Here is a 17,907-nt window from a genome sequence, read left to right on the forward strand (position 1 = left end):
TCGCAGCAGTGAAAGAGTGAAGTAACGGGTCAGGAGCAATGTCGTACGCCGTCAAAAATCTTGCTCAAGGAAGCCGGGAGCTCATTGCCTTCCGCATTGGCGATCAGGAATTTTGCGTCAACATCATGTCGGTTCGGGAAATCCGCGGATGGACGAAGGCAACCGGCCTGCCGCATGCCCCCTCCTACATGATGGGCGTCATCAACCTGCGCGGCGCCGTCCTGCCCATCGTCGATCTGGCGGCAAGGCTGGGCATGCGGCGGGCGGAACCTTCCCCCCGCCACGTCATCATCGTGGCGCAGGTCAAGACCCGCATGGTGGGCATGCTGGTGGAGGCGGTGTCCGACATCCTGACCGTGACCGACGACAATATCCAGCCGGTGCCCGAGGTGTCCTCGGAACTGGAGAAGCAATATGCGAGGGGTATCCTTGCGATTGACAAGCGCATGATCTGCCTCATCGACCTCGATGCCCTTTTCCCCGACACTGAAAGCGAAGCCGCATGACGCCTCTTGGCCTACTGGATGGCAGCAGAAACGCCGCGGATGAAGTCCTGGCCAGCGGCGAATATCCGCTGACCCGCCGTGACCTCTCCGAAATCGCGGCGATGATCTATGCCGATGCCGGCATCTATCTCAACGAGACGAAAGCGTCGCTCGTCTATTCGCGGCTGTCGAAACATATCCGCAATCTGGGCCTGCGCGGTTTCCGCGACTACTGTACCCTGGTGGCTTCGCCGGAAGGCGCGGCCGCGCGGCGGGAGATGCTGTCGCACCTGACGACGAACTTCACAAGGTTCTTCCGGGAAAACCACCATTTCGACCATTTGCGGGATGAGGTTCTTCCCGGCCTGATCGCCCGCGCCAAGGCCGGCGGAAGGGTGCGCATCTGGTCCGCGGCCTGCTCCGACGGCCAGGAACCCTATTCCATCGCGCTGACGGTCCTGTCGCTCTTGCCCAATGCGGTGGATTACGATTTCCGCATCCTGGCCACCGATATCGATCCGAAGATCCTCGCCCAGGCGCGGGCCGGCATTTACGACGAGAACGCGCTTGAAACCGTCACGCCGGTCATGCGCAAGCAATATTTTCGCGAAGTCGATGCCGGCGGGCGGCGCAAGTTCCAGATCGACGACAAGGTCAAGAAGCTCATCACCTATAATGAATTGAACCTGATGGCCCAATGGCCGTTCAAGGGCAATTTCGACGTGATCTTCTGCCGCAACGTCGTGATCTATTTCGACGAGCCGACGCAGATGAAGATCTGGACACGGTTCGCCTCGCTCTTTCCTGTCGGCGGCCATCTCTACATCGGCCATTCCGAACGCGTTTCGGGAGACGCGAAAAATGTTTTCGATAACATAGGAATAACCACCTACCGCTATACTGGCAAAAGCGCAGGAGGGAGAGCATGACAGTGCCGGCACGCGTTCTTGTAGTAGACGATTCCCCGACGATGCGCGGATTGATCACGGCTGTCCTGAATTCCGATCCGGATGTCAGCGTCATCGGCCAGGCAAGCGATGCGCATGAAGCGCGCGCGGCGATCAAGCAGCTCAATCCGGATGTGGTTACGCTCGACATTGAAATGCCCAACATGAACGGGCTCGAATTCCTTGAAAAGATCATGCGTCTGCGGCCCATGCCGGTGATCATGGTCTCCACGATGACGCATCAGGGCGCCAATGCAACGCTCGCGGCGCTCGAAATCGGCGCCTTCGACTGTGTCGGCAAGCCGGTCCCGGGCGATGCGAGACCGTTCGGCGATCTGGCGGAGAAAGTGAAGGCTGCCGCCCGTTCCAACCTCGGGCGCCAGCGCCTGCCGGCGCCCGCCCCCGTCGCTCCGGCTGCCGAATACCGCGTCGGCCGCAAGGTCGTCGCCATCGGATCATCGACCGGCGGCGTCGAGGCGCTGATCGCGGTCCTGCAGAAATTCCCGCGCAATTGTCCGCCAACGGTCATAACGCAGCACATGCCGCCGACGTTTACGAAAAGTTTTGCTGAACGCCTTAATCGTATCTGTGCGCCTGTGGTGCAGGAAGCGACAGACGGGGCGAGGCTGGAGATCGGCAAGATCTATCTCGCGCCGGGTGGCGACAGGCACCTGCAGGTGGTCAATCCGTCTGCGCCATGCTGCCGGCTTGTCGAACGTGATCCCGTCAACGGCCACAGGCCGTCGGTGGATGTCCTGTTCGATTCGGTCGCGGAGCTGGCCGGCCGCAATGCCGTCGGGGTCATCCTGACCGGCATGGGTCGTGACGGAGCCTCGGGATTGCTCAGGATGCGGAGTGCGGGCGCACGCACCATCGGGCAGAACGAAAAGACATGCGTGGTCTACGGCATGCCGAGGGTCGCGCAGGATATTGGTGCCGTCGAGCAGCAATTGCCGCTTGGTGCCATTGGAGAAGAGATTTTGAAATTAACCGCCGCCCGGAAAGAAGGTACCGAATAAATGTCTCTCGCTGAAAAAATCAAAGTACTGATCGTCGACGATCAGGTCACCAGCCGGTTGCTTCTCAGCGACGCTCTGACACAGCTCGGCTTCAAGCAGATCACCGCTGCCGGCGATGGCGAGCAGGGCATGAAGATCATGGCCGAGCAGCCGCACCATCTGGTGATTTCCGACTTCAACATGCCCAAGATGGACGGTCTCGGCCTTCTTCAGGCGGTTCGCACCAATCCGACCACCAAGAAGGCCGCCTTCATCATCCTGACGGCCCAGGGCGATCGTGCCCTGGTGCAGAAGGCGGCCCAGCTTGGTGCCAACAATGTTCTCGCCAAACCGTTCACGATCGAGAAGATGAAGGCTGCCATCGAGGCAGTGTTCGGAGCGCTTAAATGAATCAACTGGCCGCAGCCAAGCGGATGAACATCATCCAAGGCGAATATAAAGTTACGGATGATCCGGACGCCGTCATCACGACGATCCTCGGATCCTGCGTGGCTGCGTGCCTGAGAGATCCCATCGCGGGGGTGGGTGGAATGAACCACTTCCTCTTGCCGGGCAACGGGCCGGGGGGCATGTCTGGCGGTGACATGTCTCGCTACGGCGTCCATCTCATGGAACTTCTCATCAACGGCATTCTGAAGCGTGGCGGCCGGCGCGATCGGCTGGAAGCCAAGATCTTCGGGGGCGCCAAGACCATTGCAAGCTTCTCCAATGTCGGTGAGCAGAATGCGACCTTCGCAACCAATTTCCTGCGCGACGAAGGCATCCGGATCGTCGGAGCCTCGACGGGCGGCGAATATGGTCGAAAGCTGGAATACTGGCCGGTCAGCGGCCGCGCGCGGACCTATCCGCTGACGGGTGCTGAAACGCAGACGACGGTTGCCATGGAACAGCGCCCGGCACGTCCGGCAAAGCCGGTCGAAAGTTCAATCGAATTTTTTTGAGTAGAGGAAGCAATGACCGAACTTCACGTGCAGCAGGCGGCTTACCTCGAAGAAAAGCTGCCGGACGTCCTGATGCGCATCGTCTCGGAACTCTACGATGTGGCCTATCTCATCGAAAGGGTGGAGCCGCAATTGCTGGAACTCGGCGGCGCCTCGGTTCTGAACTCGCCGGACAGCATGAAGGTGCTGCAGGGCATTGATCTCGCCGTGCAGAAGACGCGCGGCCTGGCCGAATTCATCGATACGATCACCGCCACCATTCCCGATGCCTGCACCGTGGATGTCTCGACGGCGCTGAACCTCGTCAAGCTGGCCGATATGCACAAGGCATTGAGCAAGGGCATGCGCCACGGCCATTCCCAGCCTCTGAGCAAGGCGGCTGGAGACTGCGATCTGTTCTAGCATATCTGCCGATTTCAGCGCTTGGATTTCCGCCGCCCTGCGGGCAGGGAGACCACGGCGCCGAGGCAAAAATCCCCGATACTGATCCCGAAAGCTTGCCGCGATCCGGTGCACGTCACGGGACAGGCAAACCGCTTTCTCCAATCCGGCACCGGGGTGCGGCGGGCGAAACGCTCGCACAAGCTTCGCACTCTAAGTTGGCGATGGGCAAAGAGCCTCTCTCCAGTGACGGTGCAGGAACAGAATGAATCTGTTAGCTCAATTTAATCAAATCATGAAGAACCTCGGCTCGCTGGGGCAGACGAAGCTTCTGACTCTGGCAGGCGTCGGTCTCGTCTCGATGGCGATCGTCATTGCCGCAGCGCTTTATGTGAACAAGCCGGCCTATGAGACGCTCTATGTCGGCCTGGAAACCTCCGATCTCAATCAGGTGAGCGCGGCCCTTGCGGAAGCCGGCATGGCTTTCGAAGTCGGCCAGGATGGCAAGAGCCTGCAGGTTCCCGTGGGCACCACCAGCCAGGCCCGTCTGATGCTGGCCGAGCGCGGCCTGCCCAACAGCAGCAATGCGGGTTATGAACTCTTCGACAACGTCGGTTCGCTCGGTCTCACCTCCTTCATGCAGGAAGTGACGCGTGTGCGCGCGCTGGAAGGGGAAATCTCCAGGTCCATCCAGCAGATCAGCGGCATTGCCGCCGCCCGCGTCCATATCGTCATGCCGGATGTCGGCAATTTCCGCCGTGCGGGGCAGAAGCCGACGGCATCCGTCATGATCCGTGCCCAGAGCGATGCCGGCCGCAAGGCCGCCGCCTCCATCCGCCATCTCGTTGCCTCGGCCGTTCCCGGTCTCGAAGTGGACGATGTGACGATTCTCGATTCCACCGGCCAGCTGCTCGCCTCGGGTGACGAATACGGCAACAGCACGCTCAGCCGGACGCTCACCACCGTGCAGACGGTGCAGCAGGAGGTCGAATCCAATATCGACAAAGCGCTCGCTCCTTTCCTCGGCATGGACAATTTCCGCTCCAGCGCCACGGCCGTCCTGAACCTGGACACGCAGCAGATCCAGGAAACCGTCTTCGATCCCGAATCGCGCGTCGAACGCTCCGTGAAGGTCACCAAGGAAGCGCAGAAGTCGCAGCAGCGTGCGTCCGATACGGCAGCCACCGTGGAGCAGAATGTTCCGCAGGCGGCGCCGGAGGCCGGCGGTGCCGGTCCGGAATCCTCCGACCAGAGCGACAAGAAGGAAGAGCAGACCAATTACGAGATCAACTCGAAGACGACGGCGACGACCCGCAACAGCTACCGGGTGGAGAAACTGTCGATCGCCGTGGTGGTCAATCGCGCCCGGATCGAGAAAATGGTAGGCGAGCCTGCCGACCAGCAGAAGGTCGATGCCTATCTGGCCGAGATGCAGAAGATCGTCGCCACGGCAGCCGGCGTCAATGCCGAGCGCGGCGATGTGGTCAATGTCACGGCGATGGATTTCCTCGAAAACCAGCTGCTGGATGATGCAGCCGCCTCGGGCCCGGGTGTCGGCGAAATCCTCACCCGCAATCTCGGCGGCATCATCAATTCCGCGGCCTTCATCCTCGTCGCCTTCCTGGTCATCTGGTTCGGCCTGCGTCCGGTGGTTCGCACGGTTGCCGGCACAGGCAGCGGCTCCTCGGAGATCGCAAGCGAAGCGGCCGGTCTCGAACTGCCCGATTTCTCGCCGGCAGCCGGTGGCGCAGCAGCCCTGCCGGAAGGGTTTGGAGCGGATTTCGGCGCCGATTTCGGCTTCGACGGTGCCAGCGACCTCTTCGGGGCCGAAGACGATCCGAATGGCGGCTTCAACCGGCGCGTCAAGGAGGGCCCGGAAAAGCGTCTCGCCCGCATGGTCGAGATCTCCGAAGAGCGGGCGGCAAAGATCCTGCGCAAATGGGCCGGCGAACGCGCCGCCTGAGTTCCGCATCCTCCTCCATGAAAAAAGGCCGGGTCTTCCCGGCCTTTTTGCTGTCCGGCGTGAGACGGGCGCCAAGACCCGCAAGACTGCATTCGGCAGGATTGCCCCCGGACAGAGTTGCTTATAAGTGAACGCTAATATAGTCGGAGGGCCGTCAGGCGGATGGTCTTCGCCTCTCCACAGGGCACGCTGAGGAAAATGTAGCCAGGTTATGGCAATTCCTGGGCAGCCTCTTAAAATGGCCATGATTCGATCAGCATGGCGAGCGCCAAACGGTGATCGCGACCCATGGCTGGAACGACACCGGGGAAAGGGGCATGATGCCACTTCCTACAGGGAGAAAAAGCTCGATGGAGTTGCAAAGCGCAGACATAAGGCCTGAGGGCAGGCACTCCATCGACAGCGCTGGGCCGAAATCCGGGACACGTGATTTGTTTCTGCGCCGTCTGTCGATCAGCGGCGCGACAGGCAATATGCAGGCCGTGATGCGGCTTCTGACCGATTATGTCGGCGCCTCCCGCTACCTCCTGGCCCGTTACGATCTGATCCAGGAACAGGGCCTCAATTCCATCGTCGCCTCCGACTGGCCCTTTGATCTTGTTCGACAATTGAGCGAAAACCTGGCGCGCGGCTATGCGAAGTCCACCGAGATCGAGAAATGCCTGGCCGTTCTCACCCCGCAATTTGCGCTTCTGCCGGACGAGGCCGAGGTGCAGGACGAGATCAGCCGGCAATATTGCGCGCTGACCTTCTGCGCGGGCCGGACGCGTTACTCGGTGATGCTGCTCTTCTTGGAAGGCCTGATCCTGTCCCAGGAGCGCCTGCGGGAAATCGGTCTGCTGGCGGGCTACGCATTGAGCCTGGGCGAGACCCGTGCCGGCCGCGTCGATCGCGATTTTGATTTGACGGATCGCGAGCTCGAATGTCTGTTCTGGATCGCGGAAGGCAAGACGAGCGATGAAATTGCCGTGATCCTGGGAATTTCGCGCAATACCATCAACAATTATATCACCAGCGTGATGCGCAAAACGGCGACCAAGACGCGATCGGAAGCGATCGCCTATGCGGTCCGCAACAATTTGGTTTAGGACCGTAAAATGACGTCTTGGCAGGGAGTGTTCGAAGGCGGTGGCGCCGGTCCTGGTGTGTACCAGGGGTCCACCGCGCGCGCCTCAAGCCGATCCGATGTCTTCCCGCGCCTGGTGGCCATGCAAAAGGCGCTGCACGCCCGCAATTTCGCCGTGCTGCGCATTTCCGGCGCCGGGCTTCCCAACAAGCGCAAGATGGTCTGCGAACTCGACAATTGGGGCGGTGTCGGCGCCGAGCAGGGGCGGGCGCTGCTGGAAGCCTATGGCGACGCCTTTCTGCATCACATTGAAGTGTCGGTCCTGCCCATGGCCTGGAGCAGCATGGAAGCCGAGGCGAAGGGAACGGCCGGCGAGGCGCCGCCAATGGTGGTCAAACTGGAAACCAGGGATCTGCCCTTTTCCGGCATTGCCTTTCCGGTCCGCCTGGGGGCGGTCGGCAACGGCTTCGTCGCCTTTTCCGGTGGCCCGATCAATATTGCGAGCGATCTCGTCGTCGAGCAGCATGTGCGCAGCTGCCACGTGATGATGGATCTTCTGGCGCTGGATGAACGGCGTGCCGTTCCCTCCGAGGCGCTGAGCGAGCGCGAGATCGCCTGCCTGCAACTGGCCGGCGATGGCCAGATCAGCGAAGAGATCGCCGAGCGGCTGGGGCTTTCCGTACACACCGTCAATGCCTATCTCGGTTCGGCCACCATCAAGCTGGACGCCGTCAACCGCATCCAGGCGATCGCCAAGGCGATCCGGCTCGGCTATATCCATTAAAGATCGCGGATCCGGACGATCGCCGCATGCGTCAGAGACGTGGCTGGCCCCGATCGAATCGGTGTCCCGCGGTCAGTTTTCGCCAGAGATATTGGTTTTGCCCATAGAGGCACAAAGGGCCGAAAGGAGGCGCCCTGGCGGGCGCCTGTCCTTCGGCATCAGCTGGCGAGCGCGGTCGGCCGGCGGATATAGCGCGCCTCATGCAGCGAGCGCGACAGGAAGGCGGTATTCTCCGCCGGATCGTCGGACGGAAACAGGAAGGAAATATGGTCGATCTCGACCCCGGCCGTCGTATCGGTCAACGTCAGGCGCGCATAGATCTTGATGTCGCGCGGCTTGATCTCCAGGTCGAGAATGACCTCCGGCACCGTATTCCAGTCCAGCCGGTAGTCGCCGCCGCTGCCGAAACTGATCGTGCCGGGATGGAAGTACAGCTCTGCCGCGGAGGACACCAGATCGGCAATGCTGCTGTGGCATTCGAGCCGGAGGAGTGAAATCAGGTCTACCGCGTCAATAAGCCGGAGTTCGGTGGCCAGCGGGCTGATCGCTTTTGCGAGAATTTTTTCGCGTTCCAACGAGTGATTGCATTTCTTCATAGTCTTCAGCGTATCCGTCTCTTGGGTGCACGCGCGGCGTATACCCGGTGAATCAGCTCAGCCACGGCCTTGTAAAAGGCTGGTGGAATGACACTATCCACTGAGACTTGCGCAAACATGGAGCGGGCCAGGGGAGCATCCTCGAAAACGGGGATCTGATTGGCTTCCGCCAGTTCGCGAATTTTCAAAGCGACAAGGTCGGTTCCCTTGGCAACCACCACCGGCGCCTCGCTTTCCTCGCGCACATAGCGCAGGGCAACGGCGTAATGCGTCGGATTGGCGATGACGAGCGTCGCGCGGGGAACATTGTTCATCATGCGCTGGCGTGCACGGCTGCGCATTACCGAGCGCTGGCGCGATTTGACCAGCGGATCGCCCATGGCCTGCTTGTTTTCGTCCTTCACCTCCTGTTTCGTCATCTTCAGCTGGCTGTACCAGTGATGGCGGGTCCAGAAGAAATCCGCTGCGGCAAGCACGGCCGTGGCCAGCAGGATCACGATCATCATCTTCTTCAGCGAGGAAAAGAGCATGGCCGGGATGATGATCGGATCGGCAAACAAAGCGTCGAGCGTATGCAGGAAATCGCTGCGCATGACGAAGAACATGGTGATGCCGACAATGGCGATCTTGAAAATCGATTTGGAAAATTCGACGAGGCCCGGCAGGCTGAAAATACGGCCGAAACCCTTGATCGGCGAGACGCGGGAAAGCTGCGGCCTGATTCGCTCGAGAACCAGCGAGGGCATGTTCTGGGCGAATGAGGAGCCAAGGCCGAAAAGCGCGAAAAGCAGCATGACCGGCATCAGGAACATGGCGGCGTCATGGCCGATATAGCTTGCAAGCGAGACCACGTCGGACGCATTTTCAAGCTTCCACTGGTCCGGTTTTTCGATGATGTCCTTCAGCGATTCGCCCAGCCGGTTGACGCTCGTGGGCATGAAGAAGATCATGAAGAAATAGAAGGCGAGGGAGGAGGCGAAAAGCGTGACCTCCTTGGAAAAGGGCACATTGCCCTTCTCAGCGGCATCCTGCAGCTTTTTATGGGATGGAGCTTCTGTTTTGCTGTCTTTATCTTCGTCAGACAAGGCTTCATCCTTGGTCCGTAGGGCGTTGGCGCGGTTTCCGCTCCAATCACGCCCAAAGCGCTCTCACGAAGCCGTCATGGCTTCCTGCAAGGGCGGACGGCGATCGCGCCGTCCATCCTCATGCTGCTTCCGTAGAGGTTTCTCCTGATTCGGTCGAGACTTCCTTCAGCTGTATCTGGCCGGCATTGGACAGCCGGATCGCTTCCTGCGCCACCGCACGGCGGGCAATGGCGATTTCGCGCGGATTGGTGACGCCGTTGCCGCCGCCCAGATCCGCTTCGATCATGCGGCGCTGACGCGGGCTGATGCAGGAGAGAACACATTCCTTGATCTCGGGCGTGGCGCCGCGCAGCGCCATCGTCAGGATGTCGCCGGCAATATCGTTGAGCAGCATGACGCGGCTGCGCTGCGGCATGGCCAGCAGGTCTTCGAACAGGAAGATCTTCGGACGGACCTTCTTGACCGATTCCTTGCTGATCGTCTCGAGCGAGGTCAGCAAGGTGTCGACCTGCGGCTTGTCCAGCTCGTTCATCAACTCGGCAACCTTGTTGGAGCCGTTCGAATTGCGCTCCGCCTCGATCATCTCGATCAGTTCGATGACGCGGTTTTCGATGATCTGCGCCGCCTTGGGGCTGACATCCTTCATGTTGACCGTACGGTTCATGATGTCGGCGCGCTGGCCGTCGGGCAGCTGCAGAAGCAGCTTGGCGCCGAAGGAGGAAGGCAGCATGGACAGGATATAGGCGATCGTCTGAGGATGCTCGCGCTGGAGGAACTGGCCGACGAAGATCGGGTCGGCATCCTGCAGGCGATCCCAGATGGAGGTCTCGTAAGCCTGGAAGGCGGTGCGGCGGCCGAGAAGGCCGTCGACTTCTTCCGGTGTCAGTCCCTCTTCCAAAATGCTCTCGATGGCGCGGGCATTGTCCATCAGGCCAGCGCCCTCGGTGAAGAGGTCCTCGAATTCGTTGACCAGCTGCAGCAGCTCGTCCGGAGGGATTTCCCGCAAAGTCTGTGCTGAGGCAATGATTGTCTGAAGTTCCGTCTGCGTGAAATACTTCAACAACTTGCCCGCAACCCCCTTGCCCATGGCAAGGAGCACTGCCGCAGCCTTTTCAGCTTGGGACAACGGTTTCGTCGATACTGCGCCTCCGAAATCGTCAAAGTCCATCATGGTCTTCCCTCACTGTCCCTCATGGGATCAGATTTTCTTGGTGCTCAAAACTTCCGTCAGCTTCACGCCGAAGCGGGTATCGTCATTCTCCAGGACGGTGATTTCGCCCTTGGCAATCCGGCGGCCGTTGACGGTGATCTCCACCGGTTCGCCAATTCTCTTGTCCAGCGCGATGATGGCGCCTTCCTGTAGTTCCATCAGGCCAGAGACCTGCATCTTGCTCGTTCCCAGCACGATCTCGACGGTGATCGGAATATCCATGATCAGGTCGAGATTGGACGTCAGGGCACTTCCCGGCTCCTGCATGGCGGCAGAAGAGCCGCCGAAGCCCGTCGTGCCGAAATCATTGCCGCCGAAATCCTCGCCCATCGGCGATCCGGCGAATTCACCGCCGAACTCGCCGCCGAATGATGCGGCCGTTTCTGCGCCAGCGCCGAATTCGGCGCCGAAATCCGGTGCGGTCCCCTCTGAATCAGCCTTCAGGACGCCCCGCAGATCGTCGATAGCCTGGTCCAGCTCGCCATCATTGGCAGTCGCCGGAAAAATATCGTCTTCGTCGAGTGGGCTCTTGTTGGTTGCCATGGACGTATTATCCCTTTCGAAACTTGCGTCAGCCTGCCCATGATCCGGCACGGCTGTAAATTGGCATCCGTCACCCCATCAGGTGACGCATCAGTTCGTCCTCGCTGCTGATATTGTCCTTCACCCGGACGGTATAGCGCTCTCCCGAGCGGCCAAATTCGCAGCTGTACATATCCTTGCTGTTGGCGCTGACCTGAACGCGCACATCGGCCTTGTCCTCGAACGCGATGACATCGCCCGCCATCAGGCGCGACACGGCGTTGAGGGTCAGGCTTTCCAGCCTGATTCGCGCCTCCAGCGTCACTTGCGAGCGCCGAACCTGTTCGGCAATGCGCTGCGCCCATTCCTGCTTCTGCTTGCCCAGCTGGCCCTTCGATTTCGGCGTCACCACCCTGGTCTTCAACAAGGCCTTCTGCGGAATGACGAGGGCGATTTCCGACGTCACCTTGCCGATTTCGATTGCCATGCGGATGGCGGCGCCGAATTCCGGCTGGACATCATCGTCCGGCTTTGCCCGGTCCTTGGCATTGTGCGGCCTTTCAAGCAGCGGCTCAAAACCACCTTGCGCGTTCACACCCGATCGCAGCACATTCGCCACGCGCTCGAAAACCATCACGGCCAGGTCGAGCTCGATATCGGAAAGGGCACGCTCCGGCGGCTGCTGCACCATATCCGCTTCCGCGCCGAGCATGCGCTCCATCAGGCCGATGACGAAGCCATTGCCGCAACCGAGAACGAAGTTGGGCGACCAGTTCCGCAGGGAACCGTTGGAAAAGGCAAAGGTCTGGCCAAGTTCGCGCAGCAGATCTTCCATCAGGCCGGACTGGAAGCCGTTATAGGTGACGGAGATCGGGAAACCCGTCTCGCTCTGGAAGACGTCCGGCAGGAACTCGCAATAGAGCTGGCCGAAGTCGCTGCAGATCTTCTCGACGGTCTTGTAGTCGCCAAGGCCGCCGGTCAGCTTCGCCAGGAGTGCCAGATCCATGCTGTGCGTGTCATTCATATCCGTCATCCTGCTCAAGCCGCCTTTTCGCCGCCGCCGCCGGGATTCATCATTTCCTGTTCCACCGAATCGATCGAGGGGCGTTCGTAGCTGGAAATCGTCTTGCGGCCATATTCAAGAGCGACCTGCGGCACGGAACCATTCATATAGGCGATCAGCGTCTGCTTCACGACAATGTACAGGCGATGCTGCTTGCCGCGCACGATCTTGATCTGCGAGCAGAGTGGCGAGACGAGGCAGTAGGACAGGAAGATGCCGAGCATGGTGCCGACCAGTGCGGCGCCGATCAGGCCACCGAGAACCTCCGGCGATTCATTGATCTTGCCCATGGCCTTGATGACGCCGAGAACGGCCGCGACGATGCCGATGGCGGGGAAGGCGTCGCCCATGGTCGCCAGCGCGTTGTAGGGCTTCATCTTGTCGTGCAGGATCGTCTCGATCTCCTCGTCCATCAAGGCCTCGATCTCGTGGCTACGGGCATTGCCGATGATGATGAGACGAACATAGTCGCAGATGAACGAGGTGAGTTCCTTGTTCTTCAGGATGGTCGGCGCCGACTGGAAGATCGCCGATTCTTCCGGATTGTCGATATGCGCCTCGATCTCGTTGCGCGACTTCGTGCGAAGGTCGCGCATAAGAGAATAAAGAACGCCAAGGACGTCGAGGTAATTGCGCTCCTTCGGCACGGCATATTTGAATGCCTCGCCGAGAGCCTTCCCGGAATCCTTCACCACCTTCATCGGGTTCGCCATGATGAAGCCGCCAAGGCCCGCCCCGCCGATGATCATCAGCTCGAAGGGCTGGACAAGCACGTCCAGGTGCCCGCCCATCGCCATGTAGCCACCAAGAACGCAGCCGAGAGTGATCACAAATCCGATAATAATGGTCATCGCGTGCCTGTACCGTGCCTGAACTGGTTGTATCCCATCCTGCTGATACCGGCACTGGCTTGCGTGAGGCTGGGTTGCCGGTCGCTTCCAGGCTTTCCGGCGCGAGACAGCCGCCCTCTGGTGTGAGACAGCCTCGCACAAGTCTCTCTGCTTATCACCGGGAGGACGGATCGCTTCACCATCCGCATCCCTCCATCCTGCAGCCTGGGTCCGGTTACTGCCCGGCTGCCAAGAGAGTTCGAGACGGAGCTTTATTTCATGCAGTCTGGATTGTACGTCGGCATCTCGTCGCAAATGGCTCTTGAGCGGCGCCTCAACACCATTGCCGATAACATTGCGAACATGAACACGGTCGGCTTCCGTTCGACCGAGGTGAAATTCGACGAAGTGTTGAGCAAGACGCACAACGATCTGAATGCCAAAGTGGCCTTTGTCAGCCAGGGCAATGATTATCTTTCCACCCGCAGTGGCGGCCTGACGCAGACGGGCAATCCGCTGGATGTCGCCGTCAAGGGCGATGCCTGGTTTGCCATCGATACGCCGGCGGGTCAGGTCCTGACGCGCGACGGCCGTTTCACCATGCGCGAGACGGGCGAACTGATCTCCAATATGGGCTATCCCGTTCTCGATGCCGGCGGCGCGCCGATCCAGCTGAACCGGGCCGGCGGACCGCCGAAGATCAGCGCCGACGGGCGCATCACGCAGGACGGCAATGTCGTCGCAACGCTTGGCCTGTTTTCGGCGGATGTGTCGCAGGGCTACCTGCGCTACGAAAACGGCGGCATCATTCCGACCGCTGCGCCGCAGCCGGTCGTGGACACGTTCAATGTCAGCGTGGCGCAGGGCTATCTGGAAGAATCCAACGTCAATGCCATCGGCGAAATGACCGAGCTGATCCAGGTGAACCGCAATTTCGCGGCCATCTCCTCCTTGATGCGCGACACCGAAAGCTCGTTCAGCGAGGCGATCAAAGTGCTCGGTGGCTCACGCTGACGCCGCGGGGATGAACCATGGAAACGATCAAGGCTGACGGCCCGGGCAGGACCAAGCTGGTGCAGATGGCTGACCTTGTTCAGCGCTTCATGCAGCCGGAGAATGCCATCGCACCCGGCGGCCATGTCCGCACCATCGCTGCAGGCCATTACACGGTATCCGGCCTGTCGCGCCATGTGCGGCTCGGCGAATTCGTGGCTCATCGCAGCCCGACCGGCATTCATCTCGGGGAAGTGGTCCGCGTCGAGCCCGACCTGATCTATGTCTGCCCGATCGAACCCGGCGAGCCGATCGGAATCGGCGACACGGTGATCCGCAAGGGCGCCTTCCGGGTTGCTCCGGATGACAGCTGGTGCGGCCGCACGATCAGCTCCCTCTGCGAGCCGATCGACGGGAAGGGCCCTCTGCGCAACGGCCTTGCCAAGCGCTCCATCGCCAATACGGCACCGCCTTCCATGACCCGCCAGCGGATCGAGCATGGCTTTGCCACCGGCGTGCGGGCCATCGACATCTTCTCGCCGCTCTGCCTGGGGCAGCGTCTTGGCATCTTCGCCGGATCGGGCGTCGGCAAATCCACGCTCCTGTCGATGCTGGCGCGCGCCGAAGCCTTCGACAGGGTCGTCATATCGCTGGTCGGCGAACGCGGTCGCGAAGTGCGCGAATTCATCGAGGATACGCTTGGCGACAATCTGGAGAAATCCATCGTCGTTGTGGCAACCAGCGATGAGAGCCCGATGCTGCGCAAGATGGCGCCGCTGGTCGGCATCACCATTGCCGAACATTTCCGCGACAAGGGCGAGAATGTCCTGTTCATCGCCGACAGCGTGACGCGCTTTGCCCATGCCATTCGCGAAGTGGCGGTGGCCTCCGGCGAGCCGCCGATCGCCCGCGGCTATCCGGCATCGGTGTTTACCGAGCTTCCGCGGCTCCTGGAGCGGGCCGGGCCCGGTCCTGAAGGCACCGGCACCATCACCGCCATCATCTCCATTCTCGTCGATGGCGACAATCACAACGACCCGATCGCCGATTCCGCCCGCGGTATCCTCGACGGTCATATCGTTCTCGAGCGCAGCCTGGCGGAAGAGGGGCGCTACCCGCCGATCAATCCTCTCGCCTCCATTTCGCGTCTCGCGCGCAAGGCCTGGACGGGCGATCAGGAAAAGCTCGTGGCACGTCTCAAATCCTTGATCCACCGCTTCGAGGAAACCCGCGATCTGCGCCTGATCGGCGGCTATCGCAGCGGCAGCGATCCGGATCTCGACATGGCCATCAAGCAGGTGCCGGTCATCTACGAGGTGCTGAAGCAGACACCGGGTGATCCTCCGTCCGATGATGCCTATGGCGATCTTGCAAACGCGCTGCGGGCCGCTGTCGCGGCTCAGGGCTCCGGCAATTTCAGATAGAGAGGGTGGCGCAATGGCGCTCGACATGAACGACACGGAGAAGCGCGGAAAGCGGATCTGGCTGCGTCGCGGGACGCCGACGGACCGGCTGATGGCCGCGACCGGGATTCTGCTGGCCGGCGCATCGGCTTTCTTCCCCTGGTACGTCTTCTTCAACCAGGACAAATTCGGCATCAGCGTCGTGCCGATGGACAATACCCGCGACCTGCCGGAAGGTCCGCCGAGGAGCGTCATGAGCGTATCGCCCCTTGCGCTGATCGACAATGACGACAAGCACACGCCCGGCCCGGCTCCCGATCCGGTCGACAATCTGACCACGGCGACCGTCTCCTCCATCGGCAAGGAGAAGGAAGATCCCGCGGCGCTGGCGCAGCCCTTTCCGGGCAAGAACACGTTTCGCCTGATGCATGTCGCCAATGGCCGAGCCCTCATCGAGGACCGCTCGGGAATGTACATGGTGCGCGTCGGTTCGATCCTTCCCGACAACAGCCGTCTGGCCACGATCGAGCAGCGCGACGGGCGCTGGGTGATCGTCACGTCGACCGGTGAAATATACCGTGATGAGGCAGCGCAGAGCCGGTAAGTCTGACGCAAGATTACCAGCCTAGGCTCTTTTCAGAACATGGAGAAGCCTATGCAACCGATCCAACTCTTTGACCTTGCGTCGCGACAGGCCGAATGGCTGTCGGTGCGCCAGCAGGTCGTTGCCGGCAACATCGCCAATGCCAGTACGCCGGGTTTCAAGGCGAAAGACATCACCCCCTTCGATGCCGTGCTGAAGTCCTCCGGCTTCACCATGGCGCGCACCAATGCCGGGCACTTGTCGGGAAATTCGATCGACAGCCGGCTGGACGTCTCCATCGAGGAGGAAGAGCTCAACAACGAGATCGGTGTGCAGGAATCCGGCAACTCGGTCTCGCTCTCGCAAGAGCTGAGAAAGACCGGCGAGATCAAGCGTCAGTATGATCTGAGCACAAGTCTCGTCAAATCCTTCCATCGCATGATGCTGATGACAGTGAAGAGATAAGCCATGGATCCGCTTTCGTCCTCCTTGAAAATTGCAGGCTCGGGAATGGAGGCACAGGCAACGCGCCTGCGCATCGTTTCCGAAAACATCGCCAATGCCCGATCGACGGGCGACACGCCGGGCGCCGACCCCTATCGCCGCAAGACGATCACCTTCGGAGCCGAACTGGACAAGGCCAGCGGTGCCGACCTGGTGGGGGTCAAGAAGCTCGGCGAGGACAAATCGAAATTCGTCGAGGAATACGATCCCGGCAATCCCGCAGCCGATGACCGCGGCATGGTCAAGATGCCGAACGTCAACATGCTGATCGAAATGGCCGATCTGCGGGAAGCCAATCGCAATTACGAAGCGAATATTCAAACCATCAAGCAGACTCGCGAACTGATCTCTGCGACCCTCGACCTCCTGAAAGCTTCACAATGATCGATAATGTCCAGAACGTCAGCTCCCTGTCGCTTACCCGCGGGCTTGGCAAGATCGCGTCTGAAGACGGCTTGGCCAGTCTGGGTGCCGGTGCTGCCGCCGCCGCCATGCAAAGCCCGGCAATGTCCTTTGCCAGCGTCCTCGGCGGCATGGCAGCCGATGCCGTCCAGAATGTGAAGGCGGCGGAGTCCAAGTCCTTCGATGCCATCGAGGGCAAGGCAAACATGCGCGAAGTCGTTGATTCGGTCCTGCAGGCGGAGCAGTCGCTCCAGACGGCGATCGCCTTCCGCGACAAGATCGTCAATGCCTATCTCGATATCACGAAAATGCAGATGTAACGGTTGAGGACGAACAGATGAGAGCGCTTTCAGTCGCAGCGACGGGCATGGATGCCCAGCAGACCAATCTCGAGGTCATCGCCAACAACATCGCCAATATCAACACCACCGGCTACAAGCGGGCGCGGGCGGAATTCGCGGATCTCCTGTACCAGACCGAGCGGGCACAGGGCGTTCCCAACCGCGCCAACCAGGCCATCGTGCCGGAAGGCGCCAATATCGGCCTCGGTGTGCAGACGGCTGCCGTGCGCAACATCCATACCCAGGGCGAACTGGCCGAAACCGGCAACAAGCTGGACGTCGCCGTGGTCGGCCGCGGCTGGTTCCAGGTGCAGGCGCCGGACGGCACGACGCTCTACACCCGCGCCGGCGCCTTCAACACCAATGCCGAAGGCCAGCTCGTGACCATAGACGGCTACGCCGTCGTGCCGAACATCACCTTTCCCGCCGATGTGACGGAAACCGTCATCAGCCGCACGGGCCAGGTCACGGTGCGCATCGGCACCAATACCCAGTTCCAGGATGTCGGCCAGCTGACAATGGCCAATTTCGTCAATGAGGCAGGTCTTAAGCCGCTCGGCGACAACCTCTTCCAGCAGACCGCGGCCTCGGGCGAAGCCATCGTGGCTGCCCCGGAGGATCCCGGCTTCGGCTACCTGAAGCAGGGCTATCTCGAATCGTCCAACGTCGATGCCGTCAAGGAAATCACCAACCTCATCTCCGCCCAGCGCGCCTACGAGATGAATTCCAAGGTGATCACCACGGCCGATGAAATGGCGTCCATCGTCAGCAAGAACCTGAAGTAAACCG

Annotated in this window: 22 protein-coding genes; 16 read left to right on the forward strand and 6 right to left on the reverse strand. The window is 60.7% G+C overall.

Features of this window, described 5'->3' with window-relative positions:
* Positions 1-38: 38 nt before the first annotated feature.
* From QTJ18_RS24355 to visR, 9 genes are all read left to right on the forward strand, one after another.
* Entirely contained in the window at positions 39-506 is a 468-nt protein-coding gene (locus QTJ18_RS24355) for a chemotaxis protein CheW (RefSeq protein WP_252753747.1), read from the forward strand.
* Positions 503-1,414 (forward strand): protein-glutamate O-methyltransferase CheR, encoded by a 912-nt coding sequence (gene cheR, locus QTJ18_RS24360; RefSeq protein WP_252753748.1) that lies wholly within the window; start codon positions 503-505, stop codon positions 1,412-1,414. The genes QTJ18_RS24355 and cheR overlap by 4 nt, the downstream gene beginning before the upstream one ends.
* Positions 1,411-2,451 carry a protein-glutamate O-methylesterase CheB gene (gene cheB, locus QTJ18_RS24365; RefSeq protein WP_252753749.1) on the forward strand — a complete coding sequence of 347 codons (1,041 nt, stop codon included), beginning with the start codon at positions 1,411-1,413 and terminating at the stop codon, positions 2,449-2,451. The genes cheR and cheB overlap by 4 nt, the downstream gene beginning before the upstream one ends.
* Positions 2,452-2,841, forward strand: a complete 390-nt coding sequence (locus QTJ18_RS24370; protein ID WP_210103594.1) for a response regulator — start codon at positions 2,452-2,454, stop codon at positions 2,839-2,841.
* A complete protein-coding gene (cheD, locus tag QTJ18_RS24375; RefSeq protein WP_252753750.1) occupies positions 2,838-3,392 on the forward strand; it encodes a chemoreceptor glutamine deamidase CheD in 555 nt (184 codons plus the stop codon). The genes QTJ18_RS24370 and cheD overlap by 4 nt, the downstream gene beginning before the upstream one ends.
* A gap of 12 nt (positions 3,393-3,404) precedes the next feature.
* Positions 3,405-3,794 carry a chemotaxis protein CheT gene (gene cheT, locus QTJ18_RS24380; RefSeq protein WP_252753751.1) on the forward strand — a complete coding sequence of 130 codons (390 nt, stop codon included), beginning with the start codon at positions 3,405-3,407 and terminating at the stop codon, positions 3,792-3,794.
* A 244-nt stretch (positions 3,795-4,038) separates the two neighbouring features.
* On the forward strand, positions 4,039-5,736 hold the full coding sequence (fliF, locus tag QTJ18_RS24385; RefSeq protein WP_252753752.1) for a flagellar basal-body MS-ring/collar protein FliF: 1,698 nt from the start codon (positions 4,039-4,041) through the stop codon (positions 5,734-5,736).
* Positions 5,737-6,086: 350 nt separating this feature from the next.
* Positions 6,087-6,824: a transcriptional regulator VisN gene (gene visN, locus QTJ18_RS24390; protein WP_252753753.1), complete on the forward strand. Its 738-nt coding sequence runs from the start codon at positions 6,087-6,089 to the stop codon at positions 6,822-6,824.
* 9 nt (positions 6,825-6,833) lie between these two features.
* Positions 6,834-7,586 carry a transcriptional regulator VisR gene (visR, locus tag QTJ18_RS24395; RefSeq protein ID WP_252753754.1) on the forward strand — a complete coding sequence of 251 codons (753 nt, stop codon included), beginning with the start codon at positions 6,834-6,836 and terminating at the stop codon, positions 7,584-7,586.
* A gap of 158 nt (positions 7,587-7,744) precedes the next feature.
* Here visR and QTJ18_RS24400 read toward each other — a convergent pair whose 3' ends face one another.
* From QTJ18_RS24400 to motA, 6 genes are all read right to left on the reverse strand, one after another.
* On the reverse strand, positions 7,745-8,182 hold the full coding sequence (locus tag QTJ18_RS24400; RefSeq protein WP_252753755.1) for a hypothetical protein: 438 nt from the start codon (positions 8,180-8,182) through the stop codon (positions 7,745-7,747).
* Positions 8,183-8,187: 5 nt separating this feature from the next.
* The gene (gene flhB / locus QTJ18_RS24405; RefSeq protein WP_252753756.1) at positions 8,188-9,267 is read right to left on the reverse strand and encodes a flagellar biosynthesis protein FlhB; all 1,080 of its coding nucleotides are present in this window, start codon (positions 9,265-9,267) and stop codon (positions 8,188-8,190) included.
* A 118-nt stretch (positions 9,268-9,385) separates the two neighbouring features.
* Positions 9,386-10,438: a flagellar motor switch protein FliG gene (gene fliG / locus QTJ18_RS24410; RefSeq protein ID WP_252753757.1), complete on the reverse strand. Its 1,053-nt coding sequence runs from the start codon at positions 10,436-10,438 to the stop codon at positions 9,386-9,388.
* Positions 10,439-10,465: 27 nt separating this feature from the next.
* A complete protein-coding gene (gene fliN / locus QTJ18_RS24415) occupies positions 10,466-11,020 on the reverse strand; it encodes a flagellar motor switch protein FliN (protein ID WP_252753758.1) in 555 nt (184 codons plus the stop codon).
* 70 nt (positions 11,021-11,090) lie between these two features.
* Entirely contained in the window at positions 11,091-12,023 is a 933-nt protein-coding gene (locus tag QTJ18_RS24420; protein WP_489667231.1) for a FliM/FliN family flagellar motor switch protein, read from the reverse strand.
* A 14-nt stretch (positions 12,024-12,037) separates the two neighbouring features.
* Entirely contained in the window at positions 12,038-12,913 is an 876-nt protein-coding gene (motA, locus tag QTJ18_RS24425) for a flagellar motor stator protein MotA (protein WP_252753760.1), read from the reverse strand.
* 258 nt (positions 12,914-13,171) lie between these two features.
* Between motA and flgF the strand changes: the two genes are divergently transcribed.
* From flgF to flgG, 7 genes are read left to right on the forward strand one after another with little or no spacing between them, the layout of a single operon-like run.
* Positions 13,172-13,906 carry a flagellar basal-body rod protein FlgF gene (gene flgF / locus QTJ18_RS24430; RefSeq protein ID WP_252753761.1) on the forward strand — a complete coding sequence of 245 codons (735 nt, stop codon included), beginning with the start codon at positions 13,172-13,174 and terminating at the stop codon, positions 13,904-13,906.
* Positions 13,907-13,923: 17 nt separating this feature from the next.
* Positions 13,924-15,309 (forward strand): flagellar protein export ATPase FliI, encoded by a 1,386-nt coding sequence (gene fliI / locus QTJ18_RS24435; RefSeq protein ID WP_252753762.1) that lies wholly within the window; start codon positions 13,924-13,926, stop codon positions 15,307-15,309.
* A 13-nt stretch (positions 15,310-15,322) separates the two neighbouring features.
* Entirely contained in the window at positions 15,323-15,892 is a 570-nt protein-coding gene (locus QTJ18_RS24440; RefSeq protein WP_489667232.1) for a flagellar protein, read from the forward strand.
* A 51-nt stretch (positions 15,893-15,943) separates the two neighbouring features.
* On the forward strand, positions 15,944-16,336 hold the full coding sequence (gene flgB, locus QTJ18_RS24445; protein ID WP_252753763.1) for a flagellar basal body rod protein FlgB: 393 nt from the start codon (positions 15,944-15,946) through the stop codon (positions 16,334-16,336).
* Between the two features lie 3 nt (positions 16,337-16,339).
* A complete protein-coding gene (flgC, locus tag QTJ18_RS24450; protein WP_252753764.1) occupies positions 16,340-16,759 on the forward strand; it encodes a flagellar basal body rod protein FlgC in 420 nt (139 codons plus the stop codon).
* The gene (gene fliE, locus QTJ18_RS24455; protein ID WP_252753765.1) at positions 16,756-17,097 is read left to right on the forward strand and encodes a flagellar hook-basal body complex protein FliE; all 342 of its coding nucleotides are present in this window, start codon (positions 16,756-16,758) and stop codon (positions 17,095-17,097) included. The genes flgC and fliE overlap by 4 nt, the downstream gene beginning before the upstream one ends.
* Before the next feature lie 17 nt (positions 17,098-17,114).
* The gene (gene flgG, locus QTJ18_RS24460; protein ID WP_252753766.1) at positions 17,115-17,903 is read left to right on the forward strand and encodes a flagellar basal-body rod protein FlgG; all 789 of its coding nucleotides are present in this window, start codon (positions 17,115-17,117) and stop codon (positions 17,901-17,903) included.
* The last annotated feature ends 4 nt before the right edge of the window (positions 17,904-17,907 follow it).

The sequence above is a fragment of the Rhizobium sp. SSA_523 genome, from assembly GCF_030435705.1.
GTDB lineage: Bacteria > Pseudomonadota > Alphaproteobacteria > Rhizobiales > Rhizobiaceae > Neorhizobium.